Origin of the sequence: Paenarthrobacter sp. NPDC090520 (assembly GCF_044769205.1) — a bacterium.
Taxonomy (GTDB): domain Bacteria; phylum Actinomycetota; class Actinomycetes; order Actinomycetales; family Micrococcaceae; genus Arthrobacter.
Map to the genome: position 1 here is coordinate 20,616 of NZ_JBIVXM010000007.1, position 24,057 is coordinate 44,672.

The 24,057-nt window shown below is 64.2% G+C and carries 26 protein-coding genes; 11 read left to right on the plus strand and 15 right to left on the minus strand.

Features of this window, described 5'->3' with window-relative positions:
• Positions 1–37 precede the first annotated feature (37 nt).
• Positions 38–673, plus strand: coding sequence for a hypothetical protein (locus tag ACIQTZ_RS10425; protein WP_402980162.1), 636 nt, complete (start codon positions 38–40; stop codon positions 671–673).
• The gene (locus tag ACIQTZ_RS10430) at positions 660–1,295 is read left to right on the plus strand and encodes a hypothetical protein (RefSeq protein ID WP_402980165.1); all 636 of its coding nucleotides are present in this window, start codon (positions 660–662) and stop codon (positions 1,293–1,295) included. The genes ACIQTZ_RS10425 and ACIQTZ_RS10430 overlap by 14 nt, the downstream gene beginning before the upstream one ends.
• A 559-nt stretch (positions 1,296–1,854) precedes the next feature.
• On the opposite strand, the gene ACIQTZ_RS10435 is transcribed toward ACIQTZ_RS10430, so the two are convergent.
• Positions 1,855–2,952 carry a helix-turn-helix domain-containing protein gene (locus ACIQTZ_RS10435; protein WP_402980168.1) on the minus strand — a complete coding sequence of 366 codons (1,098 nt, stop codon included), beginning with the start codon at positions 2,950–2,952 and terminating at the stop codon, positions 1,855–1,857.
• Between the two features lie 140 nt (positions 2,953–3,092).
• Between ACIQTZ_RS10435 and ACIQTZ_RS10440 the strand changes: the two genes are divergently transcribed.
• Entirely contained in the window at positions 3,093–3,692 is a 600-nt protein-coding gene (locus ACIQTZ_RS10440; protein WP_400337581.1) for a hypothetical protein, read from the plus strand.
• Between the two features lie 81 nt (positions 3,693–3,773).
• Here the strand turns inward: ACIQTZ_RS10440 and ACIQTZ_RS10445 are convergent, their stop codons facing one another.
• From ACIQTZ_RS10445 to ACIQTZ_RS10455, 3 genes are read right to left on the minus strand one after another with little or no spacing between them, the layout of a single operon-like run.
• Positions 3,774–4,349, minus strand: coding sequence for a DUF3618 domain-containing protein (locus ACIQTZ_RS10445; RefSeq protein WP_402980171.1), 576 nt, complete (start codon positions 4,347–4,349; stop codon positions 3,774–3,776).
• The gene (locus tag ACIQTZ_RS10450; RefSeq protein WP_397326012.1) at positions 4,346–4,777 is read right to left on the minus strand and encodes a phage holin family protein; all 432 of its coding nucleotides are present in this window, start codon (positions 4,775–4,777) and stop codon (positions 4,346–4,348) included. The genes ACIQTZ_RS10445 and ACIQTZ_RS10450 overlap by 4 nt, the downstream gene beginning before the upstream one ends.
• Positions 4,774–5,895: a hypothetical protein gene (locus ACIQTZ_RS10455; RefSeq protein WP_402980174.1), complete on the minus strand. Its 1,122-nt coding sequence runs from the start codon at positions 5,893–5,895 to the stop codon at positions 4,774–4,776. Before ACIQTZ_RS10455 ends, ACIQTZ_RS10450 begins: the two co-directional genes overlap by 4 nt.
• Before the next feature lie 175 nt (positions 5,896–6,070).
• Here ACIQTZ_RS10455 and ACIQTZ_RS10460 point away from each other — a divergent pair, with 175 nt between their 5' ends.
• Positions 6,071–7,150, plus strand: coding sequence for an aromatic acid exporter family protein (locus tag ACIQTZ_RS10460; protein ID WP_400337589.1), 1,080 nt, complete (start codon positions 6,071–6,073; stop codon positions 7,148–7,150).
• A gap of 8 nt (positions 7,151–7,158) precedes the next feature.
• Here ACIQTZ_RS10460 and ACIQTZ_RS10465 read toward each other — a convergent pair whose 3' ends face one another.
• Positions 7,159–7,521, minus strand: a complete 363-nt coding sequence (locus ACIQTZ_RS10465; protein ID WP_402980177.1) for a hypothetical protein — start codon at positions 7,519–7,521, stop codon at positions 7,159–7,161.
• Positions 7,518–8,207 carry a sigma-70 family RNA polymerase sigma factor gene (locus ACIQTZ_RS10470; protein ID WP_402980180.1) on the minus strand — a complete coding sequence of 230 codons (690 nt, stop codon included), beginning with the start codon at positions 8,205–8,207 and terminating at the stop codon, positions 7,518–7,520. Before ACIQTZ_RS10470 ends, ACIQTZ_RS10465 begins: the two co-directional genes overlap by 4 nt.
• A gap of 247 nt (positions 8,208–8,454) precedes the next feature.
• Here ACIQTZ_RS10470 and ACIQTZ_RS10475 point away from each other — a divergent pair, with 247 nt between their 5' ends.
• The gene (locus tag ACIQTZ_RS10475) at positions 8,455–9,195 is read left to right on the plus strand and encodes an ANTAR domain-containing protein (protein WP_402980183.1); all 741 of its coding nucleotides are present in this window, start codon (positions 8,455–8,457) and stop codon (positions 9,193–9,195) included.
• A 33-nt stretch (positions 9,196–9,228) separates the two neighbouring features.
• On the opposite strand, the gene ACIQTZ_RS10480 is transcribed toward ACIQTZ_RS10475, so the two are convergent.
• From ACIQTZ_RS10480 to serS, 4 genes are all read right to left on the minus strand, one after another.
• Positions 9,229–9,618 (minus strand): DUF1761 domain-containing protein, encoded by a 390-nt coding sequence (locus ACIQTZ_RS10480; RefSeq protein WP_397325996.1) that lies wholly within the window; start codon positions 9,616–9,618, stop codon positions 9,229–9,231.
• A 78-nt stretch (positions 9,619–9,696) separates the two neighbouring features.
• Complete coding sequence (locus ACIQTZ_RS10485) at positions 9,697–10,542, minus strand: helix-turn-helix domain-containing protein (protein ID WP_402980186.1); 846 nt, start codon at positions 10,540–10,542, stop codon at positions 9,697–9,699.
• A gap of 66 nt (positions 10,543–10,608) precedes the next feature.
• Positions 10,609–11,454 (minus strand): HAD family hydrolase, encoded by an 846-nt coding sequence (locus ACIQTZ_RS10490; RefSeq protein WP_402980188.1) that lies wholly within the window; start codon positions 11,452–11,454, stop codon positions 10,609–10,611.
• Between the two features lie 146 nt (positions 11,455–11,600).
• Positions 11,601–12,881, minus strand: a complete 1,281-nt coding sequence (gene serS / locus ACIQTZ_RS10495; RefSeq protein WP_400334751.1) for a serine--tRNA ligase — start codon at positions 12,879–12,881, stop codon at positions 11,601–11,603.
• Between the two features lie 100 nt (positions 12,882–12,981).
• Here serS and ACIQTZ_RS10500 point away from each other — a divergent pair, with 100 nt between their 5' ends.
• Positions 12,982–14,040, plus strand: a complete 1,059-nt coding sequence (locus ACIQTZ_RS10500; protein WP_402980190.1) for a diacylglycerol/lipid kinase family protein — start codon at positions 12,982–12,984, stop codon at positions 14,038–14,040.
• Here ACIQTZ_RS10500 and ACIQTZ_RS10505 read toward each other — a convergent pair.
• The 3 genes from ACIQTZ_RS10505 to ACIQTZ_RS10515 form a co-directional block, all read right to left on the minus strand.
• Positions 14,037–14,267 (minus strand): hypothetical protein, encoded by a 231-nt coding sequence (locus tag ACIQTZ_RS10505; RefSeq protein ID WP_402980192.1) that lies wholly within the window; start codon positions 14,265–14,267, stop codon positions 14,037–14,039. The two genes, ACIQTZ_RS10500 and ACIQTZ_RS10505, sit on opposite strands and share 4 nt — an antisense overlap.
• Positions 14,268–14,397: 130 nt before the next feature.
• Positions 14,398–15,330, minus strand: coding sequence for a prephenate dehydratase (gene pheA / locus ACIQTZ_RS10510; protein ID WP_402980194.1), 933 nt, complete (start codon positions 15,328–15,330; stop codon positions 14,398–14,400).
• A 21-nt stretch (positions 15,331–15,351) separates the two neighbouring features.
• Entirely contained in the window at positions 15,352–15,678 is a 327-nt protein-coding gene (locus tag ACIQTZ_RS10515; protein WP_397325989.1) for a rhodanese-like domain-containing protein, read from the minus strand.
• A 161-nt stretch (positions 15,679–15,839) separates the two neighbouring features.
• Here ACIQTZ_RS10515 and ACIQTZ_RS10520 point away from each other — a divergent pair, with 161 nt between their 5' ends.
• Genes ACIQTZ_RS10520 through ACIQTZ_RS10530 form a run of 3 tightly spaced genes read left to right on the plus strand, consistent with a single transcriptional unit; the run spans position 15,840 to position 19,564 of the window.
• Positions 15,840–16,583, plus strand: coding sequence for a Type 1 glutamine amidotransferase-like domain-containing protein (locus ACIQTZ_RS10520; protein ID WP_402980196.1), 744 nt, complete (start codon positions 15,840–15,842; stop codon positions 16,581–16,583).
• A complete protein-coding gene (locus ACIQTZ_RS10525; protein ID WP_402980198.1) occupies positions 16,576–18,009 on the plus strand; it encodes an amidase in 1,434 nt (477 codons plus the stop codon). Before ACIQTZ_RS10520 ends, ACIQTZ_RS10525 begins: the two co-directional genes overlap by 8 nt.
• Before the next feature lie 55 nt (positions 18,010–18,064).
• Complete coding sequence (locus ACIQTZ_RS10530) at positions 18,065–19,564, plus strand: peptide MFS transporter (RefSeq protein ID WP_402980548.1); 1,500 nt, start codon at positions 18,065–18,067, stop codon at positions 19,562–19,564.
• Between the two features lie 77 nt (positions 19,565–19,641).
• Here ACIQTZ_RS10530 and ACIQTZ_RS10535 read toward each other — a convergent pair whose 3' ends face one another.
• On the minus strand, positions 19,642–20,271 hold the full coding sequence (locus tag ACIQTZ_RS10535) for a DUF4190 domain-containing protein (RefSeq protein WP_402980200.1): 630 nt from the start codon (positions 20,269–20,271) through the stop codon (positions 19,642–19,644).
• Between the two features lie 217 nt (positions 20,272–20,488).
• Between ACIQTZ_RS10535 and ACIQTZ_RS10540 the strand changes: the two genes are divergently transcribed.
• A complete protein-coding gene (locus ACIQTZ_RS10540) occupies positions 20,489–21,244 on the plus strand; it encodes an SDR family NAD(P)-dependent oxidoreductase (protein WP_402980202.1) in 756 nt (251 codons plus the stop codon).
• Between the two features lie 225 nt (positions 21,245–21,469).
• Positions 21,470–23,131: a phosphoglucomutase (alpha-D-glucose-1,6-bisphosphate-dependent) gene (gene pgm / locus ACIQTZ_RS10545; protein ID WP_402980204.1), complete on the plus strand. Its 1,662-nt coding sequence runs from the start codon at positions 21,470–21,472 to the stop codon at positions 23,129–23,131.
• Positions 23,132–23,315: 184 nt separating this feature from the next.
• On the opposite strand, the gene ACIQTZ_RS10550 is transcribed toward pgm, so the two are convergent.
• A complete protein-coding gene (locus tag ACIQTZ_RS10550) occupies positions 23,316–23,921 on the minus strand; it encodes a malonic semialdehyde reductase (RefSeq protein WP_402980207.1) in 606 nt (201 codons plus the stop codon).
• Between the last annotated feature and the right edge of the window lie 136 nt (positions 23,922–24,057).

Below are 24,057 nucleotides of genomic sequence, written 5' to 3' on the forward strand. Positions count from 1 at the left end.
CCCAGCCGACCCACCGCCGTCGAACTGAAAGCCCCACATGAGCAAGCCAAAGCCTGAAACTGCCACCGGACTGGTGGATGCCGCCAATGGAAGGCCCATCCGGCGCCACACCGAGACAGGCGCCTACTACGTCAAGGCGTCCGGAAGCGCACACTTCTGGGGCCGGGTGCTGGATGCCCTGGTATTCCTGGCGGGCTACAGCGTCCTGGCCGTCATCGCTGCGGTGGCCCGCAACGCCATGATGAACAGCGGCTCGCTCCTGGCCTTCAACGACGGTTTTTGGCTGGCGCTCTACGTGATCCTCTGGTTCGTGGGATTGCTCGTGTACGGCATGATCTGGGGAGCCGTAGGGAGCGTTGGGGACGCGGCCGCGGGCTTGCGTTCCGTGCGGATCAAGGACGGCACGACGGCGGGAGCCTGGTTGGGCGGCTGGCGCGCCATCTGCTGGTCCTTCTTTCCGTTCTTCGTGGTCATGGTGATCGCTGCTGCGTTCAGCGGCGGTTCCGGGGAAACGTGGGACCCCAAGTTTGCCGCCGTCGACCGCCGCTCCGGCCTGGCCCTGGGCCGGCAGCCCATCCCGGACCCGAAAGCTCCGGCGGTCGCCCAGCCGTCTGCCGCGGAGCGGGAGGATCTTCCCAACCTCTACGGCCAGCGCCCGGATGCGCGGCCGTAACTGGCTGGTCCGACGCGCTGAAACCCGCCTCAGTGACGAACTGGGCGGGCTCCGGTTTGTGGCCTCCTCCCGGCGCATCTTCTGGAAAGTGCTGCCGTGGTGCCTGGTGGTGGGGTTCGTTTTCGGGACCATCGGCGAGTTCATCAGTCCCATCCGCTCCACCCGCGAGGCAGGCCACTTTAACGATCCCGTCCTGTTCGTGCTGACGAGCATCCTCACCGGCCTGGTGTTGTGGGCCATGGCGTTCCTGGGCAGCTTCCGGAAGGTGCTGGTGTTCGAGCGCGGTCTGGCGGCCAAGTACTCGCAGCGGCACACTACGGTGGTCCTTCGATGGGAGGACGTGGCACCCGAATCCCTCAAGGCCGTCACCACCTCGGACGGCACTGATCCGGACCGGCGCTTGCTGGCTTCCCGCAAAGTCTCCCTGGGCGCAGGCGGGCGTAACGCAGTGGTATTTAAGGCACAGGACTCGTTCTGGGTTTTTTCCAGTGACGAGGACCCGGCGCCGTTGGTCCACTCCATCCGCGGGGCCATGTCAGAGGCAGGAATACCCGCTGCGTCCCGTAGGACGGACGGTGCGCTGCCCGCCGTCGTGCTTTCCGGACGCACGGCACTGGACTGAGTAATACGGAATCAACCAAGCCAGCGGTCGAAGGTGGCTCGATCTACAACGCCAGGGGGAGTGCCACGCCGATTACTTGTGAGAGTCTGTCTATATCCCCACGCAGTGTCTGCATCAATAAACTTGCAGCGCACCGCCAAGCGCAGGAGGTCCCACGTTGACAGCACGGCTATCGCATGGTTTTTTGCGAGACGACTGGCCCCGCCGTCATCAGTCACGAAAAAGCCTGCGATTGTACGGCGGGACATGATGGCTAGCGTCTCTGCTTCGCCGTAATGTTTGTATGGGGCGTCGCCTGGTTCAGCCAATTCGCTTCTGAGTGCCTCGACGTCCAGCCTCTCTGCGCCGCTTTCAGGGTAAAGCGGATCCCCAAATATTTCCGCCGCGGCAGCCATGGCCGCAAGCCCAGGCTCTCTCGACGAACGTTCGCACTCCCCGGCCACCGTCAAGCACCATCGACCCCGGCCATTCGCCATCCTGGAGAGTAGGTCCATCCTGTTGATTAGAGCGAAGTTGACCAGCACAGTGTTGTCAGGAAATAGCAGATCGGCCATGAGTCTCAGTACAGACCTAATGCCGCAGCCAGCTCATCAGGACCTATTTCCTCACCGTCCGACGGCGAATCAATTTCCAGATCCGCCGGATCGATCCCTAGCATCCAAGCCAAGGTCCCTTTGCCGAGGGCGCCGCCCGCAATCATTTTCAGATGCTCTTCCTGGAGGCTAAGCGGGAATCGCCTGGAGGCTGCGTCATCCATTCGCACAGTAATCGGGTCGAAGCCATCCTCAGTCGGTACCCAGTGGCGACGCAGAAGGCGCTGCGTTGGCTGCTCTGCCCACTTCGCGACGAACGGCGAATACGGAACTGAGAGGTAGTTCAACCGTCGGACCAGCGCATCAGTGGACACCCCGGAATTCCAAACCCGTTCGGCAAGAACTGAATCCGAAATGGAAACCCAATCCAGAGCACGCAAACTATCGGGCGGTAATAGCAATTCTGCTGCAAATGCATTTGCTGCGGACTCGTGGGCGTCCACTGTGGACGATTGGTCGTCATGATGGCCAGCCATCAAATGACCTAGCTCGTGCGCAATAGACCAGTTCTCATGAAACCAGTTCCCTGTTGCGGCCACTACGATGACTTTCCGTCCAGCAACGCTGAAGGAGTAGGACGTGCTTAGTCCCGCAACGCGGACTACATCGACACCCAGATTACTTTCGAGGCGATGAGCAAACGGTCTGACATATGAGGCGCCCAACCTATAACGAATTTCGTCAAGCGAACTCGGTAGTTGCACACCAACCCCGTTTACCGTCTGATACGCCTGACGATACGCCAACCCGATATCATTGAGGATCTTTTCGTCATCTTCCCGCCCAGGAACATCGCGGCGACCGGTCGCGAAGTCGAAGTTGTGGCGTGCCGCCACGACCAATCGATGGGGATCAGGCTCCCCAGTGATTAGCCAGTGAATATCTGCGTCTAAGGCGTCCGCGATTCTGGCCAGCTCAAGCGAAGAGAACGCGCGCTGCCCGCTGAGCGCTCGAGAAAAGGAATCAGGCGTCATTTGGACGCGTGCCGCGAAAGCCCGCTGAGACTCCCCAGCGCAGACAGCACCCATCCGGGCAGCGACCCTGCGACCTATCTCTTCTTGCATGTCTCAATAATACTTTGCCGTTGGGAAATTCCCAACGGCAAAGTCCTTTCCTGCTCCTTATGTGGAAAACGCCCACATGCCGCAGGCGACAGCGAGAAGCCCTTGCAGAGCCGCTACCAGCCGGTAGCATGTGATCCACTATGTTCACGCTGACCATCAACCAACGCGACAGCCGCCGCGACGGAGATTTGGTGCCCAAGCTCCTGAAGGACCTCCGGCACATCCCCGCCCGGCTCGACTTTGACCGCTCGGTTGAGGACGAGGTCCAAGGCATCGTCGACTCGGGCCACCATGCTGTTGAGTCGGCGTTGATCGCGCTCCGCAGCGGGCACTGGTACGTAGGGATCGGTGTGGGTCCCATCAACGAACCCCTGCCGAACCTGGTGAAGGATGCCTCGGGGCACGGCCTGGTATACGCGCGGCGGGCCGTCGACCGGCTGCGCAACAGCAAGGAGCGCGTGCCGGTGGCTGTGGACGGGCCGTTCGCGGCCCAAGCGGCCGAGGCGGAAGCGGTGCTGCGTCTCCTGGGGCACATTGTGCAGCACAGGAGCGCCGCGGAATGGCGCGTGCTGGACCTGCTCACGCCGGGTGTCCGTGGCCAGCAGAAGACGGTGGCCCAGGAACTGGGGATCACCACGCAGGCTGTCAGCAAGGCATTGGCCCGGGCCCAGTGGGTGGAAGAACACGCCGCCCGTCCCGCGGCCGCACGGTTACTGCAACTGATCCTGGACGTCCGTTAGGCACCCAACTGAGTCGCAGTTGTGCGCGTTCTGAGCCCTCAAAACGCGCACTAATGCGACCTAGTTGGGTGGGCGGACAGACTACTGGTTCCCCAGGTTGTCCTTTGCCGTGGCGGCGCGGTCCTGGACATCGGCGGCAGCCGCCTGGCCTTCGTCCTTCACGTGCGTGGCAGCGTCAGTCGCGGTCTCCTTCACGTTCTGGACTGCTTCAGTTGCCGGTTGCTTCAGGTGCTCGGCCACTTCCTTGGCGGCGTGGCTCAGCTCTTCCGTCAACGGCTGTGCAGCCTCCTTGACTGCCTGGGCCGCTTCGCGTTCCTTCTCCGATGGCGGGATCAGGGCCGAAACCAGCAGGCCGGCACCGAAGGCGATCAACCCTGCGGCAACGGGGCTGCCCTGGGTCTTGCGCGTGATCACCTGCGGAGTCTCGCCAATACTGGAAGCGACATCGGCGGCAGCGTCATGCGCCTGGTGGGCAGCGTTGCCGGCAGCATTCTGCACGTCGTCGCTGGCTCCGAAGACCGCATTCTTGATGCGGTCCACCCGGCGATGAACGATATGCGAAGGAGTGACCTTGTCCGCGACGGCATCAACATTGGTGCTGAGCCGCCGGCGGGTTGCTTCGATATCGGCGCGCAGGGCGTCCGGGTTCTGCGTCATCGTGTCTCCTCGGTGTTCGGTTTAAAGGTTGGAGGAATTTCCTTGACTGTCTCGGCTGTACGCGGCATGCCCTTGATGGTCTTGAGTTCCTTGCGGCCCATGCTGGCGAGCACTGCCGCGACAATGCCCCAGATGACGGCCACAATGACAGCAGACCAGCCAAGGCCAACCAGTTGACCCAGGGCCCACCACAGGGCGAGCGACAGGAAAACGACCGCCAGGTGGCCTGCCCAAGCGGCACCGCCAAGCATGCCGGCGCCCTTTCCGGCCTTCGTGGCCGATTCCTTGACCTCGGCCTTCGCCAGCTCCACTTCCTGGCGCATCAACGTGGAGACATCGCGCGTCAGGTCACTGAGCAGCTCGCCCAGAGGCTGGGTTTCCGCTTTGATGTGCGCCTGTGTTGGAGGCAAATCGGCGGGACTGCTCATCGGGGACCTCCGTATTCCGGGCTGTCCGGGTCATCCAGGGGCTCTGCGAGCGGGTCGCCCTGCGCCTTGGTCCCACCGTCCGTCTCCGGGTAGGCAGCCGTGGAGCCTTCGAACCCGCCGGTTGTTCCGGCGTCGTAACCCTCGGCGTCGTAGCCAGCCGTACCCGCGGCCGGGTCGTAGCCAGCCGTACCCGCGTCGTCACCGATGGTTCCCGTGCCGTAAGCCGCCGCTCCCGCAGCACCGCCAGCCGCCGTGACTCCACCTGCCGGGGGTGTCCCATACGCCGACGGTTGTTCGGTGCCATATCCGGTGCTTGGCCTGGTGGTGTAGCTGGCAGTGGTTGCGTCCGGCCCGGGAAGGTCGACGGCGGGCGGCGGCACGGCGCCACCGGAACTGGGGTAGTACTCCGCGCGTGGCGAAGTTCCCGCACCCGTGCTGGAACCATCCGCCGAAGCATTGCCTGCCATGCCGCGGCCCAAGCGTCCGGCAAGTACGCCGGCACCTGCGGCGAGCAGGAGGAAGGCGCCGGGCTTCCGGCGGGCAAAGCTCTTGACCTCGTCCAAGAGGGATCCCGGATCGCGGTTCTCCAGCCAGTGGGCAACGGAGGACGAGCGCTCGGCTGCCTGGTGGACCAGGTCCGTGGCTACCCCGCCATCGGTGGAGGCGTTGGCCATGGTGGACAGTTCGTCCGAGATGGACCGAAGTCCTTCCGCGACGCGCTGCTGTTGGGTTGCCGCCTGTTCAGTCAGCTCGCCTTTGGTCTGGTTCAGCAACTGGCGGGCGTTCAGCTTGACCTCAGCGGCCACGTTGGCGGCCTCGTCCTTGGCGGTATCAACCACATCCCCAGCTGCCGCGCGGGCAGTGTCAGCCACATCCGCGGCCTCCTGCTTGACATCCTCCGTGCTGGGCGTCCCCTTGCCGGACGCGGCCCCGTGTCCTGCTCCGGCGGCGTCGTACGGATCCTGGCCCTGCTGGTCCGTGCTTGTGGCCGCGGAGGTACCAGCAGCATAGTCAGCCGTCGAATCCAGATAGCTTCCGGAGTATGGTTCGGTCCCTGCGGGGACCCCATTCCGTGGCGCCGCGAAGCTTCCGTCCTGCGGCGATTGGCTCTCAGTCATTGTCGCTCTCTTTCCACAGTTGGCAGGCTGCGGACAGCAGCCGGGATAGTAAGTATCGTTACTATCAATGGGTGTGTACCCCCGAATTGCGGATTCAATCGCACCAGTTTCGCGGAATTTCCAACACGGGAACTCCCCCTCGACAGGCATGGTTTCACCTGCCTACCTTGGTGCCATGAGCCACATGCCCCGCAGGCAGCGGCTGATCTCCGCGCTTCGAAAGACCGTTACCCGCCACCGTCTGCTGTTCGCCGCCAAGACTGCCCTGGCGGCCGGACTCGCCTGGTACGTGGCGCCGCTCATGCCCGGACCGGCAGCCGCCTACCCGTACTACGCCCCGCTCGGGGCGCTCGTCAGCATGCATCCAACCGTGGCCGCGAGCGCCAAGCACGGCCTCCAGAGCCTGCTGGGATTGGCCCTGGGCATCGGCATGGCGTTCGCCATCACCACGTTCGCCGCCCCCACGGCCTTCTCGGTGGCACTCGTGGTGGGCCTGGGCGTGCTCATCGGTGGTCTCCCGAGGCTCGGGTCTGCGTCCGAGTGGATCCCCATGGCTGCCCTGTTCGTCCTGGTCCTTGGGGATTCGAATGCCGAAAGCTTCTCCTTCGGGTATGTCCTCCAGATGGCCATGGGCGTAGCCGTTGGCTTCGCCGTGAATTGGATGGTGTTCCCGCCGCTCCACCTCGAAGGAATCGACCCCGCACTTGCCGGACACCGGAGTGCCCTGTCACGGCAGCTCACGGACATGGCACGCGCCATGGAGGAATCCTGGCCCCCGGACCACGAAGCCTGGGCAAGCCGCAGCGGTGAACTCTCTGCTACCACCTCAGCCGTCCGGACTGCGGTGCTCGAAGCGGAACTAAGCACCAAAGCGAATCCCAGGTCCCGCCGTCGTGCCCGTCGCCTTCCCGACGACCTCGCAGGACTCCGGACGGTGGAAAGGCTGACCTTCCATGTCCAGGACATCACGGACGTGCTGGCCAGCGTGATCTGGGAGGAGGGCGCGGACACGGTGCTGCCGGAGGGCGTCCTCAGCCATCTGGCCGAGGCGCTGGAATCCGTGGCGGCCGTGATCGATAAATGGCGCAACGACCAGGCCCGGGAACTCGAGGACCAGCTCACGGACGCACGGGACCGGGTGCAAGCCCTGGGCGACGCCATCAACGAGGCGGCGGCCGGTCAGGCCTCGGTGAACGCCGCCGCGTCCGTGGCCATGAGCCTGCGGCGGATGATCACTGTTTTGTCCTCCGAGTAGCCGCGTGTTCAGCGCGGCGTCAGCGGTGGCGAGGCTTCCCTCCCGTGGCCGGCGCCCAGCCCTTCCAGGATTTCTGTCAAGGCCTCCAGCGAGGACTTGTGCGGCATCCAGCCGAGCAGGCTCCGCGCCCTGCCCGTGTCCATGATGGGTGCTCCCGCGGCCATGTCCACACAGCCCGCATCGGTCACCTGGATGCGCATACGCCAGGAAACATCGACGACGGCGCGCAGCACCGCGAGCGGCAGCGGCAAATGGCGCTTGGCTTTGAGGATCCATGCGAGCGCGTTGGGGTCCAGCACGGGTTCGGCGGCGGTGGTCTCCGCTGAGGGGCTCAAGTGCTGAAGCGTGGAGGCGCTTTGGTCCGGTTTCACGGTGCTGTTCCGTCCTCAAGCCGGGCTTGGCCTCCGTCCAGCAGTTGCGCCTGAAGAGCCACCAAGATCTTGGAGAGCTTTCGCGAGACCTGCATCTGGGACATCCCCAATGCCTCAGCGATGGTGGATTGGGTTTCCTCGCGGTAGTAGCGCCTGTACAAGAGGTGGCGGTCCTCGGCGTTCAGGGTCCTGATGGCATTCCGAAGCGCCAGGACATCGTCGAGTTTGTCGGTGGGGCAACCGATGCCTGAGAGCGATCCCTGCAGCCCGTCCCGTCCTTCGGCAGCGGGCGCATCCAAGGAGTCAGGCCTCTTGCTGGTTCCAGCCATGAGGGATTCCCGCACCAGGCACGGCTCCATGCGCAGGTCCTCTGCCACCTCCTCCGGTGTCGGCGTGCGCTGCAGGACCTGCGTCATTTCTTCGCTGCGTGCCAGGACTTGCCGCCGCAGATCCTGGATGGGCCGTGGCGGACGGACCACCCAGCAATGGTCGCGAAGGTACCTTTTGACCTCCCCTGCGATGGTTGGCGCAGCGTAGGCGGGAAAGCTGAAGCCTTTGGCTTCGTCGTAGCCGCGGGCAGCCTTGATGAGGCCCATGTAGGCGACCTGGCGGACGTCGTCGATGTCGCGGGCGTGGGCGGAATACCTGGCAGCAATGGATTTCGCGAGGTTGAGGTGATCCAGCACCAGTCCATCGCAAAAGCTTCGCCGAATGGTGCTTTCCGCAGAGTGGGCACGGACGGATACATGAGGTGGTCGGGCTTGTCGCATGGGCTTCAAATCCTTGGACCGGGCGGGGGGAGCCCATGGCAAGACTCTGATTAAAAGCCAAGCATACTTATCATCTTAAGCCAAGGGTACTTACTATTGGATAGGGTGGTTCCTGAGCGCCAAGCCTGGAGAGCAGCCCCGAACCCCGTGATCGGAGGTAGTCATGGATCGACAGCAAACCGCTGAAACACAGCCCGTCGCCGCGGAGATCCAGGATCTTCTGCTGGACAATCCGGATGTGGAGGCATTCCTTACCGAGCTGGCACGGCATTCCGCAGCCATGTTCAGCGTGAACAACACTGCAGTCCACTGCGGGGTCACCCTGTTGCGTCGCCGGACTGCGGCCACGGTCGCCAGCAGCAGCGAACGTGCGCTGCAGCTGGACGAACTCCAGTACCAATTCGCCGAGGGTCCGTGCCTCACAGCTGCCCGGGATGGGGTCCAGGTCCACATCCCCGATCTGTCAAAGGACAACACCTGGCCTGACTACACCGACGCAGCCCGGGAGCAAGGCATAGGGTCGATCCTGGCACTTCCCTTCCCACTCCTGGACCAATCCACCAAGGCCGGGCTGAACCTTTACTCAGAAAACTCCCACGCGTTCAACCAAGCCGCAGTGCAAAGGGCCACCGACTACGCACTCCAGGCCTCCAAGGGTTTGCGCCTGGCCATCCTCCTGGCCCAACACAGCCAAACCGCCACGGACCTCAAGGCCGCCATGGCCTCCCGGACGGTCATCGATATCGCCACGGGGATCATCATTGCCCAGAACCGTTGCAGCCAGGCCGAGGCCGTGGAGCTCATCAAGCGCGCCTCAAGCAACAGAAACGTCAAGCTGCGGGACGTAGCGCAGGCAATAGTCGACAGGGCAGGCGGCGGCCCCATCGAAACACACTTCAAGTAAACCCCGCCACCGCAGTGGCCGCGGGTGGGCCGGCTAGGCCTGCATTGCCCCCAGGATGGCCCCCATCGCGGTAAATGTCACCACGTTGTAGCTGCCGTTGATGGCGAACAACACCGGACTCCGACGCTCGAACAGGTAGTTCACCCCGAGGGCGGTCGCTACCCATCCCACGCCTGCAGCCAAGCCGGCGAGCGTGCCGAAGCCCGCGCCGGCACGCCCGATGAATGCCGCCAGGAAAACGGCCATCACCACGGCAAGGACAAACGAACCCAGGAACACGCGGGCTGTTCCGGACTTCAACTGCTCATCGCTCACGCCCGCTGCCTTCTGCCACGGTTTAGCGAACAGCAACGAATACCAAAGCCCGCCCACCACGAACGTCGCCAGTGCGGCCAACAGGACGCCGAGCCAATTGATGGTCATGTGAGTCCTTTCATCTGCGGATACTGAGAGGACCCTACGACGCAACCGGCGGCCGGTCTTGTACAAATGCCGCATCCACTACGCCAGGCTGGAAACCTGTTCCAAGGGCACGAACGTGGCGTACTCGGCACCGTAACTCTGCACCACGCGCAGATATTCGGTGGGTGTGAATCCGCTGAATCTCCGGAACGCACGGATAAGGTGCGGCTGGTCATAGTAATCGGCCAAGGCCAGAAGATCCCGTCCGGGGACCGATCCTTCAGGCATGGCTGCGGCAGCGTTGACAAAGCGGAAGAACCTGCAGACGTCCGAGTAGGCCTTGGCCGTGAATCCACAATCACGCATCATGATGCGTTCCAGCGTGGACCTGCTGATGTTGAGGCCGGCAGCGAGGCGTCCGATCTCCACGTCCTCCCTGGCCAGCGTCTCCACGGCCCTGGCGGTACGTGGATCAAGCCTCCGTTCCGGGCGCAGCGACCGTTCCAGGAACCCGCCCAGCACCGCGAACGCCTCCTGCGGATCCGCCTGCAGCAAGCGTGGCCGGAGGTCGGCCAGCCCGGGCAGGACGCCTTGGGCGTCCACCACTTTGCCCTGGAATTCCGACGGCGGCCGGCTGGTGAACGCTGACAGGCCAAACGGAGTCAGCCGCGCGCCTACGTTGAAGATCCGGTCCGGGTTCTCGCTGACCAGGTAGCTCCGCTGGAGCCCGGAGTAGAAACCAGTGGAGACCTCCGTCGCCGTATACCCATTCCCATCCCCGGAGGGCGTGATGAGCCGGTACGGATCGGACAGGTTCAGGATCAAGTGGGCGGATGGACCCGGCAGGATCTTCTCGTACCTGGCCCTCGGAACAGTTTGGACGAACCACAACTGTGTGGCAAAGGGCCTCAGCCCGGGCGGCGCCGGGCACTCCTGATACAGCACAGCGCCAGTCTAGGAGGCCAAAGGCCGGAACCGGCCCCTGCGGCAGCGGACCAAGCCGCGTCCCACCTACAGAAGGTCGCGCAGGACCAAGGCGGCGCCGTCGTCGAGCACTGACGCGGTGACCTCATCGGCCACTGCCAGTACTTCCTCCGGTGCTTGGCCCATGGCGACCCCGCGGCCGGCCCAGGTGAGCATCTCGATGTCATTGCGGCCGTCGCCGATGGCGAGTGTGTTGTCAGGATCGGTGCCAAGCTGCAGGCGCAGGGCTTCCAAAGCGCTGGCCTTGGTGACGCCCTCGGCCGCGATGTCCAGCCAGGCCGTCCAGCCCACCGAGTAGGTCACGCCGGAGAGTCCAATGTGGTGGATGGCGGCGTTGAATTCTTCGGAGGTGTTCTCGCTGCTGAACACCACCACGCGCACAGCCACGGAATCCAGCATGGTCTGGAAGTCCACGCCGATCGATTCGACACCGAAGCTGGCGTCCTGGAAACGCTCGGTGGAGAGGAAGTTGCCCGCCTCGTCCTCCAGCGCGTACTTGGCATTGGGCAGCCGCTCCCGAAGTGCTTTGAGGGCAGGGGCGGGATCGAAGGTGGCCTTGTGGATGATTTCGTAGCCTTCATCCAGCGAGGGATCCAGGCGTAGGGTAACGCCGCCGTTGCAGCACACCGCATAGCCGCGTTCCAGGCCGATCTGCTCGATGATCGGGAGGGTCGCATTGAGTGAACGCCCGGTGGCAATCATGACGTCGTGGCCGTTGGCTACGACGGCCTGCGCGGCCGCCCGGACAGCCGGCGACATGTGGCCATCGTGATCCACGAGCGTGCCGTCCACGTCCAAGGCAATCATCAGTTTGTTGTTGTTCATTGGCTGGTCATCGATGCCAGCAACTGGAGTATCAGTCAAAATAGTCATGGTTCCAGTAGAACAGACACCCCTGACAGCTCATAGGACCGGGGCCACAGCAGCGCCTTAACGGTCAGTGAACTCTCGCCCCCAACTGACTCGCAGTCGTGGTTGTTCTGAGCGCTCAGAACAACCACAACTGCGAGTTGGTTGGGCTACAGAACCGGGAGGACTTCCAGGCCGCCCAGGTACTTCTGCAGGGCCTTCGGGACGTTCACGGAGCCGTCCGGGTTCTGGTGGTGCTCCAGGAGCGCAACGATCCACCGTGTGGTGGCAAGCGTGCCGTTCAGGGTGGCCACGGCGCGGGTGCCCTTGGCTACGCCCTCGTCGTTGACCACGCGTTCGCGGATGTTGAGCCGGCGGGCCTGGAACGTGGTGCAGTTCGAGGTGGACGTGAGTTCACGGTAGGCGTTCTGCGTAGGAACCCAGGCCTCGCAGTCGAACTTGCGGGCCGCGGACATGCCCAGGTCTCCCGCGGCGGTGTCGATCACGCGGTAGGGAAGCTCGCACTTGGCCAGCATTTCCTCTTCCCACGCCAGCAAACGCTCGTGCTCGGCGGCGGCTTCCTCAACCGTGGTGTAGATGAACATCTCCACCTTGTTGAACTGGTGCACGCGGATGATGCCGCGGGTGTCCTTGCCGTGCGAACCGGCCTCACGGCGGTAGCAGGAGCTCTGGCCCGCATAGCGGATGGGGCCTGCTGAGAGATCCAGGATCTCGTCTGCGTGATAGCCGGCGAGGGCCACCTCCGAGGTTCCCACAAGGTAAAGGTCGTCTTCAGCGAGACGGTAGATCTCGGCGTCGTGCTTTACATCGAAGCCGGTGCCCTGCATGGTTTCCGGACGCACCAAAGTGGGGGTGATCATCGGGACGAAGCCGGCCTCAATGGCCTGTTCCATGGCCATTTGCAGGAGAGCCATCTCCAGACGGGCACCAACACCCTTCAGGAAGTAGAAGCGGGCACCCGAAACCTTGGCGCCACGTTCCATGTCGATGGCGCCGATCAGTTCACCGATCTCCAGGTGGTCCTTCGGCTCAAAGTCGGGGAATTCACGGGGCGTTCCCACAGTCTTGACCACCACGAAGTCGTCTTCGCCGCCCTCGGGCACGCCGTCCACCACCAGGTTGGGGATGACGCGGAGGAGTTCATCCTGCTTGGCCTGTGCGACGTCGGCTTCCGAGGACGCAGCCTTGACGGCGTTGGCCAGTTCCTTGACCTCGGCCAGCAGGGCCTGCTTCTCCTCGCCCTTGGCCTGCGCAACCTTCTTGCCGAACGCGTTCTGCTCTGCACGCAGGGTCTCGTAGCGGATCAGCGCTGCGCGGCGGTCGGAATCGGCGGAGATGATCGCGTCCACAACGGACTCGTCGGCGCCGCGGGCGCGCTGGCTGGCACGGAACTTGTCCGGGTTTTCGCTGAGGTCTTTTACGTCGATCACCACACAAGAGTATCGAATCGGCCACGATTCCCTGTTCCGCGAAGCACGGGGAACGGTCCGGCGCAAACGGCCCCGCCGGAACGGATAGTGTTGGAGCACAATGAGCGACTGGATCTGGTGGGTGATTCTCGCTGGGGGTGTGGCATTCGCCGTCTCCAGTTGGTGGGGCGTGCGGCGCTTGAAGGCCCGCCATATCCGCAGTGCCGTGGCGGATGACCCGCACAGGCCGGACCCCGGCCACCAGAAGGTGGCGGTGATCCTCAATCCGGTGAAGAACAAGTCCGACGAGGCGCGGCAGGCGATCATCGATGCCTGCGACCTGGCCGGCTGGGATCCGCCGACGTTCTACGAGACCACGCCCGAGGACCCGGGATACGCCCAGTCCCGCCAAGCGCTTGAGTCAAGGGCCGACGTCGTTCTTGCGTGCGGCGGTGACGGTACGGTGCGCGTGGTGGCCGAGTCGCTGGCGCACGAGGGCGTGGCGATGGGCCTGATTCCGCTGGGCACCGGCAACCTGCTGGCCCGCAACGTGGATCTGGACGTCTACGATCTGCCGGGCTGCATCCAGGTGGCGTTGTTCGGGCACCAGCGCTACATCGACACCGCAACCATGGGCATCGAGAACAGCATCACCGGGGAGTCGTCCACGCACACGTTCCTGGTGATCGCCGGCATGGGACTGGATGCCGAAGTGGTGGGCGACACCAAGGAAGACCTCAAGAAAACGGTGGGCTGGCTCGCCTATACCGAAGCCGGCGTGCGGCACCTGCCGGGCCGCCGCAAACGCGTCACCATCGCCATGGACGACGAACCGGAACAGGCCCGTAAGATCCGCAGCGTGCTCTTCGCCAATTGCGGGTTGATCCCCGGCGGCATCGACTTCATCCCGCAGGCCATGGTCGACGACGGCATGCTGGACATCGTGGTGATGAGTCCGCGCAGTGCGGTGGGCTGGATCGCGATGTACGCGAAGGTGCTGTTCAAGCACAACCGGAACCTGCCGGTGATGAACTTCTATCGTTCGCAGAAAGTCAGCATCCGCAGCCAGGAACCCATGGCAACACAGCTCGACGGCGATCCGTCAGGTGAGGCCACCGAGGTCACCGTCCAGGTGCAGCCCGGCTCGCTGCTGGTGCGGGTGCCGAAGAGCCACCCTTAGAGGGTTCCCTTATCCGGCTCTGCGGCATTCCGGTCAGCCTCTTCCTGGGCAGCTTTTGCCGCCGCGCGGGCCTCGGCCTGCTCTCGGATCATGGCCTGTTCTTCTTCAAAACGGAGTCGATCCGCACGGTCGGCTTCGTCGCCGTCCCAATCGTCCTTGTTGTCGCCGGACGGCTTGGGATTGACGATCATGCCCTGGCCGTCTTTGTCATCGCGATGCACTGACATGACGTCTCCCTTCGTTTGGGCATTCATCCATCGTTTATGGATCAGGCAAGCATACGCACACTTACAGTCGCGCGAAAGGGGGTTGAAGCGTCAATGATTTCGTCGGAAATGGCCCGTGCCGAACAAACGATCAGCCCCTGATAATCGATTCCACCCAGGCATGCGCAGACGCAAAAGCAGCGTCCGAGGTGTGCGGTGCCACGACGGCCGGCTGCTTATCGGCGCGGGCATAGGACCCCAGGAACCGCGTGGCGGGGCTGATCCGGTGGAGTCCGGCGAGGGCGTCGGCCACGCGGGAATCGGCTGCGTGGCCGTCGGCGTCGATGCTGAAGAAGTAGTGGCCCAAGTACTGGCCGGTGGGCCGTGATTCGATGCGGCTCAGGTTGACGCCGCGGGAGGCAAACTGGTCCAGGATTTCCATCAAGGCGCCGGGGTGGTCCTCCGGCAACGGCACAACAACCGTGGTCTTATCCGCCCCCGTACGTTCCGGCAGGGCACCGGGGCGGCCCACCAGGATGAAGCGGGTGACGGCCTCGGGGTTGTCCCCGATGTTCTCGGCGAGTACGTTCAGCCCCGGTTGCCCGGCCGCAACCAGCGGCGCACAGATGGCAGCCTCGTAGGGCGCGTCCGGTTCCAGCAGGCCCATGGCGGCAGCGGCCGTCGATGAACCCGGAACATAGTCCGCTTGGGGAATATGTTCGTCCAGCCAGAGGCGGCATTGCGCCCACGCGTGGCCGTGGGTGGAGATGCGCTGGATGTCCGAAAGGTCGACGCCGGGCCTCGCCACGAGCACGAAAGTGATGGGAACCAGCGCCTCACGGAGGATGCGGAGCTCCGGTCCTGTGGCAATGGCGTCGAGGGTTGCCGTAACGCCCCCCTCCACCGAGTTCTCGATGGGCACCATGGCAGCGTCAGCTTCACCTGCACGCACGCGGTCAAGGGCGGTGTTGACGTTGGTGCACGGGACGCGGGTAGCTTCCGAAGCACCCGGGACCTGCATGAGCGCAGCCTCGGTGAACGTCCCTTCCGGGCCCAGGAACGTATACGTGGGAACTGCAGGCATCAATATATTCCTTGCCCGTTATTAGAGGACGACCGGCTTGAGGCCGTTGTCGGAGGTCATCGGCCTGCCTGCTTCGAACCACATGTCCATGCCGCCAGCCACATTAACGGCGGAGTAGCCCTGGGCCACGAGCCACTGCACCACCCGGAACGAGCGGCCGCCCGTGCGGCAGATGACGAACAAATCGTCATCCGGGTCCAATTCCTCCAGGCGCGCGGGGAGTTGGTCCATGGGGATGTGGCGCGCACCCTCGGCGTGGCCGGCAACCCACTCGTAGTCTTCGCGGACGTCCAGGATGCTGGCGTCGGCCGGAATGTCGCCCACGGTCACTGTTTCGAAGTCGCTCACGGCAGTCCCTTCCATCGGTTCACGGAATCTGCATCCAGCCTAGTGCCCGGGAGGCGCACGCCGCGCCCGCAGAGCGGGACCTCCTTGCATGCCGGCGCCTTCCCGCGAAGACTGGGTGCCAGTCACTCCCACCGACGCAACCCAGGAGTAAGGAGCAGGCCATGGCTGCTGTCCAACCCACTATTCTTGCCACGTCCGGCGGGTACAGGCAGGGCGGCCGCACGCGGATCGAGTTCGACTCACTGGTGGACTACGCCGTGGAACTCTCCGGTGTCACGGGCAGGGCACCGAGGATCGCCCACATCGGCACCGCCGGCGGGGACCAACGATGGTGGGCCGCGGAAATCGACCAGGCAGCACGGATTGCGGGCTTCGACCTGAGCCACCTGAACCTGTTCACCATGCCCAACGTCGAGGATCCAGAGGCGTACCTGTTGGAGCAGGACGTGGTGTGGGTCAACGGCGGATCCGTGGTGAACCTCCTGGCGGTGTGGCGCGCCCATGGCTTGGACCGCATCCTCCATAAGGTGTGGGAGAGCGGCGTCATCCTGGCCGGTGTATCGGCCGGTTCCATCTGCTGGTTCAAGGGCGGCGTCACCGACTCCTTCGGCCCTGGGTTGAGGCCCGTCACGAACTCTTTGGGATTCCTCCCGTTCCACAATGGCGTGCACTTCGACTCCGAACTGCGCCGCCGCCCGACGGTCCACAAGCTGGTAGCTGACGGCACCTTGGGCGAGACCCACTGCACGGACGACGGCGTCGGGCTGGTTTACCGGGGCACGGAACTGGTGGAGGTGGTCTCCTCCGTGAAGAACAAGGCAGCGTTCCGCGTGACGGCAGGAGCCGGCGAAGGCGTTGATGCCGTTGCCATCGAAGAACGGTTGGAGTCGCGCTTCCTTGGCTGATTCATCCCCTGGCAACCAGTCGGGGATCGCAGCGTTGACGGCAGTTGAACTCCGCGATGCCCTGGCCGGCGGCGACCTGTCTGCGCGTGAGGCCGCAAGTCACTTCCTGTCGGTGATTGAATCCCGCAACAGACACCTGGGCGCCTTCATCACCGTGACCGCCGAGCAGGCAATGGCCGCCGCCGCGGCAGCGGACCAACGCCATGCCGACGGCGAGCGCAGCGAGCTCCCCTTGCTGCACGGCATGCCCGTCGCCTTCAAGGACCTCACGGATGTGGCCGGCGTTCCCACCACGCACGGCAGCGCGGCTTTGGAGCACAAGCCGGCACCCGAGGATGGCGCCCTGGCCGCCACTTTGAAGGCGCAGGGGGTCATCTCGCTGGGCAAGACCCAGGTTCCGGAATTCGGACTCACGGCCTACAGCGAAAACCGCGTGGCACCGCCGTCGCGCAATCCGCATTCCCTGGCCCGCAGCTCGGGTGGCTCTTCGGGCGGAAGCGCTGCCGCGGTTGCGGCGGGCATGGTGCCGTTCGCGCCGGGTACCGACGGCGGCGGGTCCATCCGCATCCCGGCCGGTGCCTGCGGGTTGGTGGGCCTCAAGCCGGGCCGGGGGCTGGTACCGTCTGGGGCGAGCGCGGGTGACGCTGCCAAGCTGGTGGTCGCCGGACCCCTCGCGAAGAACGCCGCGGATGCCGCACTGCTGCTGGACGCGCTGGTCCCCTTTGGGAACAGGCCCGACGGCGGCTACCTCGCCAACGTCGGCAGAGCGCCCGAACCCCTGCGCATCGGTTTGACGCTGGACAGCCCCTGGGCCGCCAGCTATCCGTTCGAGATCGAAACGGAAGCCTTGGACGCGCTGAACCGCGGCCGGACCCTGTTGGAAAGGGCAGGACACCGTGTCCTTGAGGCAGGTATCCGCTACGACAACCGCTACCCGGAGGCGTTCACCGCGGCCTGGACTGCCGGCGTCGGGAGTGCACGGATAGCTCCGCAGCGGGAGGCGCTGCTGACCCCGCTGACCAGGACGTTCCGGCGTCGGGCGCAACAGCGGAGCGCCGGAAAGGTGCAGGAAGCGCTCGGGTTCCTGCGGCAGTTCACCACCGATACCGTTGCCCAGTACGCACAGTGGGACCTGATGCTCATGCCCACCCTGGCTCAAACTCCACGGCCCATCGGCTGGTTTACTGGCGGCGGCCACAGTGGCGAACCGTGGCCCAGCGAATGGCCCGGAGACGCGGACGAGGACTACAAACGGCAGTGTGAGTACGCGCCGTGGAGTTCCATGGTGAACGTGTGCGGCCTCCCTGCGATCAGCATTCCGGTCCACACCACGGAGAACGGCCTGCCGATGGGCATCCAGCTCATTGGCAGGAGGGGATCCGAGCTGCAACTTCTCCAGGTGGCGGCAGCGCTGGAGGCTGCATAAATTCGGGCGTCTAGCATATGGAATGCGGTTGCCAGGGGCATTGGTCGATGTGACAATGCCCGCAGTCAGTGCCAGCATTGAGGAAATGAGCACACCTCAAACCACGGCTCCGCCTGCCAAAACCCCGGGCGATACGTCATTCTTCGGCCACCCAAAGATGTTGGCCAGCCTTTTCTCCGTGGAAATGTGGGAGCGATTCTCCTTCTACGGCATGCAGGGCATCCTGCTTTACTACATGTACTTCACGGCCGACCAAGGCGGCCTGTCCATCGACAAGGGCCTCGCGGCCGGCCTGGTGGGCGCGTACGGCGGTGGCGTCTATCTGTCCACCATCCTGGGCGCATGGCTCGCTGACCGCATCTTCGGATCAGAGAAGGTGCTCTTCGGCTCGGCCATCATGATCATGATGGGGCACATCGCCTTGGCACTCATCCCCGGCGTTCCGGGCTTGATCGCCGGCCTGGTACTGGTGGGAGTCGGCTCGGGTGGCTTGAAGGCCAACGCCACGGCATTGGTGGGCACCCTGTACAGCGAGAAGGACGAACGCCGCGACGCCGGCTTCTCCATCTTCTACATGGGCATCAACATCGGTGGGCTCATCGGCCCGCTGGTCACGGGTTGGCTGCAGGAAAGCCATGGCTTCCACTGGGGCTTCGGCGCGGCAGCCGTGGGCATGGCCATCGGCCTGGTCATCTACGCCTTTGGCCGCAAGCGCCTGCCGGAGGAAGCCCACCGGGTCCCCAACCCGCTGCCCGCCAAGGACCGGACAAAGTACGGCCTGATCTTCCTCGCGATCCTCGTGGTAATCGGAGTGCTGCTCGGTACCGGCACCGTGAACGCGGACAACCTTGCGCGCAGCATGGCTTACGCGGCTATCGGCGCCTCGGTGATCTACCTCTTCCTGATCTTCCGGAGTCCTTTGGTGACGGGCCTTGAGCGCAAGCGTGTGCTCGCGTTCATCCCGCTCTACATCGCATCCGCCGCGTTCTGGGCTTTGTTCCAGCAGCAGTTCACGTTCATTGCCGTCTACTCGGAGGAGAAGCTGGACCGCAACCTGTTTGGCTGGGAAATGCCTGCCGCGTGGGTCCAGTCGATCAACCCGGTATTCATCATCATCTTCGCCGGCGTCATGGCTGCGCTGTGGACCAAGCTGGGTTCCCGGCAGCCGAGTTCACCGTTCAAGTTCTCCATGGGCTTGTTCATCATGGGACTGGCCTTCCTGGCATTCATCCCGCTGGCCGGCGACGGCAAGACCCCGCTCCTGGCACTCGTGGGCATCCTGTTCCTCTTCACCATGGCGGAGTTGTGCCTTTCCCCCATCGGGCTCTCCGTGAGCACCAAGCTTGCGCCGAAGGCCTTCCACACACAGATGGTGGCGCTGTTCTTCCTCTCGGTCTCGCTCGGCACCACCCTGGCCGGCATCCTCGCGGGCCTCTACAACCCGGACGACGAACTCCCCTACTTCCTGGGCATCGGCGGTGTTGCAGTAGTGCTCGCGGTGGCACTGGCCGCCTCGACTCCGGCGATCAAGAAGCTGATGGCAGGCGTCCGGTAGCACGCGTTAAATCGCGACGGCGGCCCTCGCCTTCGGTGGGAATCCCAACCGAAGGCGAGGGCCGCCGTCGTTCGCTTTTAGTAGTTGTAGCGGCTCGAGGCGCCCAAAACCACGATGAAAATGATCCAGATGATGGCCAGGGCCACACCGATGTATCCCATCACCAGGCCCGCGATCGCCATGCCCTTGCCCGCGGGTTCGCGGTTCAGTGCGAGGTGGCCCAGGATCACGGCCGCGATCTGCGGGAGGATGAAGAAGCCGAAGCCCACCAACGTGGCGATACCGCAGATCATGCTCGCGATGCTCAAGCCCTTGGGCTGCGAGGGCATGGCGTAGTAGGCGGGCTGTCCATACGGGTTCGGCTGGCCGTAGGGCTGCTGCTGGTATGGGCTCGGCGGCTGGTTGTACGGCGACGGCGGCTGCTGGCTGTAGTCACCCGGCGTGTATGAACTGGCAGGCGGCGTGCTTGAAGGCGGCGTCGGCGGGGTGTAAAAGTCACTCTGGCCTTGCGCGTTTTGCGTGTAGGCGCTTTGCCCGTACGGCGGCAGCGGCTGGGTGGCGTCGGCCTGGGTTGTTGATTCGTACGACGGCGGCGGCGGAACCGCGCTGCCCTGGCCCGGCGCGCTGAATTCTGCGGGCGGAACGTACTGCGGCGGTTCGTAGCCCGCGGGCTTGTCTTCGTTGCCCTTGGCTGGTTGCTCTGACATAGGTATCCCCCTGTGCATGGTCTTTGATCCCAACCCTACCGCTGCCGAAGGCCACGCATAAGTACGGAGCGTTGCCGTCATCGACTAGACGCGGGGCTGTGACACGATTCATGCATATGCATGGAATATGCCTGTTGCGGGATGGGTTGGCCTTAATAGCGACGTAAGCAGCGCTACAACGATCATCAGCGGGATCCGTCCCGCGAAGGAGGACATCATGGGTAACTTCCAAGGCAAAACCGCACTGGTCACCGGCGGCGGTTCGGGTCTCGGGGAAGCGATCAGCAAGGACCTCGCGAACAACGGCGTCAACGTGGTTGTAGTGGACGTCAATCTTGATGCAGCCACCCGCGTTGCCGGGGAAATCACGGCCTCGGGCGGCACCGCAGTTCCGTTCAAAGCCAACACTGCGGTAGCCGAAGACAGCAAGAAGGCCGTCGACTTTGCCGTCGAAACCTATGGTGCCCTGAACTATGCAGTCAACAACGCCGGCATCGGCGGTGCCAATGCCCCCGTTGGCGAGGTGGACCTTGAGGATTGGGACCGCGTCATCGCCATCAACCTCAGCGGCGTGCTCTACGGCATGCGCTACCAGGTCCCGGCCATCCTCGAAGCCGGCGCGGCTGAGGGTGCGATCGTCAACATGGCTTCTATCCATGGCACGGTCGCCGCCTTGGGCAACGCCGCCTACACGGCGGCCAAGCACGGCGTTGTGGGCCTGACCAAGAACGCCGCCGCCGAATACGGAGCCCAGGGACTGCGCATCAACGCGATCGGCCCGGGCTACATCGAAACCCCGCTGCTGGCCAACGCGCCGAAGGAAGTCATCAGCGGGCTCGAAGCGAAGCATTCCCTGGGACGGCTGGGCCGCCCGGAGGAAATCGCGAACGTCACCACGTTCCTGCTTTCGGACAAAGCCAGCTTCATGACCGGCTCGTACGTCCTGGCTGATGGCGGCTACACGGCCGTCTAGACCGGTGCGGCCCTGGCGGCCCTCTTGGCCCTCGCGGTCCGGTGGATCAGTCGGATCCACTGGGCCGGGAGGGCTCTTTTGCCCTTAATCAGGAAGCTGTCCACAACGTAAAGCCGACGTGAATCTTTAGTCCGTTTGTTCCACCTGAACGCCATTCGACGTCATAGGGGCCGCATCACGGACATTTCCTGTCGGCGGGCGGAACGGTCTGGCATGCTGTTGGACATGGCTAGCCGAGCGGGCACAGTTGCCCTTCCCCAGGACCTTGTTGACATCACAGCCCTGCTGGACGCGTATTTCGACGTAGCTCCGGATTTGGGCGATCCCGCGCAGCGCGTGGCATTTGGAACCTCGGGCCACCGCGGTTCCAGCCTGAAAGCTTCCTTCAATGAAGCGCATATCCTTGCCATCACGCAGGCAATCGTCGAATACCGCGGACGCCAGGGAATCACGGGACCGCTCTTCATTGGACGCGACACCCACGCTTTGAGCGAACCCGCGCAGAACTCCGCCCTGGAAGTGCTGGCAGCCAACGGCGTGACCGTCCTGGTGGACGCGCGCCACGGCTACACCCCAACCCCGGCCTTGAGCCACGCAATCCTCAAGTACAACCGCGAAGCCGCACCCGGCACTCCCCAGGCCGATGGCATCGTGGTCACTCCGAGCCACAACCCGCCGGCAGACGGTGGCTTCAAGTACAACCCTCCGCACGGCGGCCCGGCGGACACCGACGCCACGGGCTGGATCGCCGAGCGCGCCAACCAGCTCCTGGAAAACGGGCTCCGCGGCGTCAAGCGCATCCCGCTGAATGACGCCCTGGCCGCAGACACCACGGGCAAGTTCGACTTCCTCAGCAGCTACGTTGACGATCTCCCGTCCGTCCTGGACCTCGATGCGATCCGCAACGCAGGCGTCCGGATCGGAGCCGACCCCATGGGCGGCGCCTCCGTGGACTACTGGGGCGAGATTGGCGAACGCCACCAGTTGAACCTGACCGTGGTGAACCCTACCGTGGACCCGCAGTGGGCCTTCATGACCCTCGACTGGGACGAAAAGATCCGCATGGACTGCTCCTCGCCGTCGGCCATGGCTTCGCTGATCAAGCGCATGTCGCTCGGCGCCGAAGGCACCGCAGCGTATGACGTTGCCACCGGAAACGACGCCGACGCCGACCGCCACGGCATCGTCACCCCGGACGGTGGGCTCATGAACCCCAACCACTACCTCGCCGTCGCCATCGACTACCTCTACCGCAACCGCAGCAGCTGGAACCCTGAGTCGGTAGTCGGGAAGACGTTGGTTTCGTCCTCCATCATCGACCGTGTCGCTGCCGGTTTGGGCCGAAAGTTGGTTGAGGTCCCCGTGGGCTTCAAGTGGTTCGTGCCCGGATTGCTGTCCGGCGAAGGTGCGTTCGGCGGCGAAGAGTCCGCCGGCGCTTCCTTTAACAAGCGCGACGGCAGCGTTTGGACCACGGACAAGGACGGCATCCTGCTGGCCCTGCTCGCCTCCGAGATCACGGCCGTCACGGGTTCCTCCCCCTCCCAGCTCTACAAGGGCCTGACCGACCAGTTCGGCGACCCGGTCTACGCCCGCATCGACGCTGCTGCCACCCGCGAGCAGAAGTCCAAGCTGGGCAAGCTCTCCGCCGCCGACGTCACCGCGACGTCCCTGGCTGGCGAGGACATCACCGCGAAGCTCACTGAAGCTCCCGGCAACGGCGCCTCCATTGGCGGCCTCAAGGTCGTCACGGAAAACGCCTGGTTCGCGGCCCGCCCCTCCGGCACGGAGGACGTCTACAAGATCTACGCTGAGTCCTTCAAGGGCGCCGACCACCTGAAGCAGGTCCAGGACGAGGCCAAGGCCCTGGTGGACGGGGTCATCGCCTAGGCGGTTTGAGTACAGATGGGCGCGAGAGGGTTCTCCCAAAAGGGCGGTTAGGTGAGAGACCATCCCACCCCCGGACGCTCTCTCACCGAACACCCCTTCCCCCCGGACGCTCTCTCACCAAACACCCCTTAAACAGCAACGCTCTCGCATCTGAAGGCGAGAGCGTTGCTGTTTAGAGCTGGAATCAGACGGTGCGGACCACGTCGTCGTAGGCGAACTTCGGCTTGGCTTCGCCCCAGGCGTCCGGGCCGGGCTGGCCGATGTTGACGATGAGGAAGCTCTTCTGGTCACCGTTCGGGAAGAATTCTGCGTCGATTGCGGCGAAGTCGGCGCCCGTCATGGGGCCGGCTGCAAAGCCGAGCGACCGGACGGCGAGGATGAAGTAGCCGGCCTGCAGGTGGGCGTTGTTGTTGCCCGTTGCGGCGGCGAGCTCGGCGTTGTCGTCGTACATGGCCTTGGGCGCGCCGTAGGCGGGGAGGAACTTGTCCCACTGCCCCTGCCAGTCGGTGTCGTAGGACAGGATGGCGACCAGCGGAGCAGAGGCGGTCTTGGCCTGGTTGCCGCGGGAGAGGTGGTCAACCAGCTTGGCGCGGGCCTCGTCGGAGCGGACGTAGGTCACGCGGAGGGGCTGGGAGTTGAAAGCCGTGGGGCCGAACTTGGTGAGCTCGTAGATGGCGCGGGCCTGCTCGTCACTTACTTCACCAGCAAAGCTGTTCGCGGTGCGGGCTTCGGCAAAGATGGCGTCGACGGCGGCGGCGTCGATGACTGCTTCTTCGTGTGCAATCGTCATGGATAAACCTTTCGCTGTGCCCTTGCCTCTTGGGGCGGCCGGGCTCTTCTGCTTTCCATGGTTGCAACTTCAAGTTCGTCTGTCCTCTTCCCGTGACGGCACGTGACGTTTGGCACACCCGGCGTTGCGGGGCCGG

Coding starts and splice junctions, on each gene's coding strand:
- ACIQTZ_RS10425 (WP_402980162.1), top strand. CDS start 38: ATGAGCAAGCCAAAGCCTGAAACTGCCACCGGACTGGTGGATGCCGCC.
- ACIQTZ_RS10455 (WP_402980174.1), bottom strand. CDS start 5,895: ATGACTGAGAGCCAATCGCCGCAGGACGGAAGCTTCGCGGCGCCACGG.
- ACIQTZ_RS10505 (WP_402980192.1), bottom strand. CDS start 14,267: ATGTCAGTGCATCGCGATGACAAAGACGGCCAGGGCATGATCGTCAAT.
- ACIQTZ_RS10460 (WP_400337589.1), top strand. CDS start 6,071: ATGAGCCACATGCCCCGCAGGCAGCGGCTGATCTCCGCGCTTCGAAAG.
- ACIQTZ_RS10540 (WP_402980202.1), top strand. CDS start 20,489: ATGGGTAACTTCCAAGGCAAAACCGCACTGGTCACCGGCGGCGGTTCG.
- ACIQTZ_RS10520 (WP_402980196.1), top strand. CDS start 15,840: ATGGCTGCTGTCCAACCCACTATTCTTGCCACGTCCGGCGGGTACAGG.
- ACIQTZ_RS10445 (WP_402980171.1), bottom strand. CDS start 4,349: ATGACGCAGAACCCGGACGCCCTGCGCGCCGATATCGAAGCAACCCGC.
- ACIQTZ_RS10430 (WP_402980165.1), top strand. CDS start 660: ATGCGCGGCCGTAACTGGCTGGTCCGACGCGCTGAAACCCGCCTCAGT.
- ACIQTZ_RS10480 (WP_397325996.1), bottom strand. CDS start 9,618: ATGACCATCAATTGGCTCGGCGTCCTGTTGGCCGCACTGGCGACGTTC.
- ACIQTZ_RS10550 (WP_402980207.1), bottom strand. CDS start 23,921: ATGACGATTGCACACGAAGAAGCAGTCATCGACGCCGCCGCCGTCGAC.
- pheA (WP_402980194.1), bottom strand. CDS start 15,330: ATGCCTGCAGTTCCCACGTATACGTTCCTGGGCCCGGAAGGGACGTTC.
- ACIQTZ_RS10535 (WP_402980200.1), bottom strand. CDS start 20,271: ATGTCAGAGCAACCAGCCAAGGGCAACGAAGACAAGCCCGCGGGCTAC.
- pgm (WP_402980204.1), top strand. CDS start 21,470: ATGGCTAGCCGAGCGGGCACAGTTGCCCTTCCCCAGGACCTTGTTGAC.
- ACIQTZ_RS10475 (WP_402980183.1), top strand. CDS start 8,455: ATGGATCGACAGCAAACCGCTGAAACACAGCCCGTCGCCGCGGAGATC.
- ACIQTZ_RS10530 (WP_402980548.1), top strand. CDS start 18,065: ATGCCCGCAGTCAGTGCCAGCATTGAGGAAATGAGCACACCTCAAACC.
- ACIQTZ_RS10450 (WP_397326012.1), bottom strand. CDS start 4,777: ATGAGCAGTCCCGCCGATTTGCCTCCAACACAGGCGCACATCAAAGCG.
- ACIQTZ_RS10435 (WP_402980168.1), bottom strand. CDS start 2,952: ATGCAAGAAGAGATAGGTCGCAGGGTCGCTGCCCGGATGGGTGCTGTC.
- ACIQTZ_RS10500 (WP_402980190.1), top strand. CDS start 12,982: ATGAGCGACTGGATCTGGTGGGTGATTCTCGCTGGGGGTGTGGCATTC.
- ACIQTZ_RS10440 (WP_400337581.1), top strand. CDS start 3,093: ATGTTCACGCTGACCATCAACCAACGCGACAGCCGCCGCGACGGAGAT.
- ACIQTZ_RS10490 (WP_402980188.1), bottom strand. CDS start 11,454: ATGACTATTTTGACTGATACTCCAGTTGCTGGCATCGATGACCAGCCA.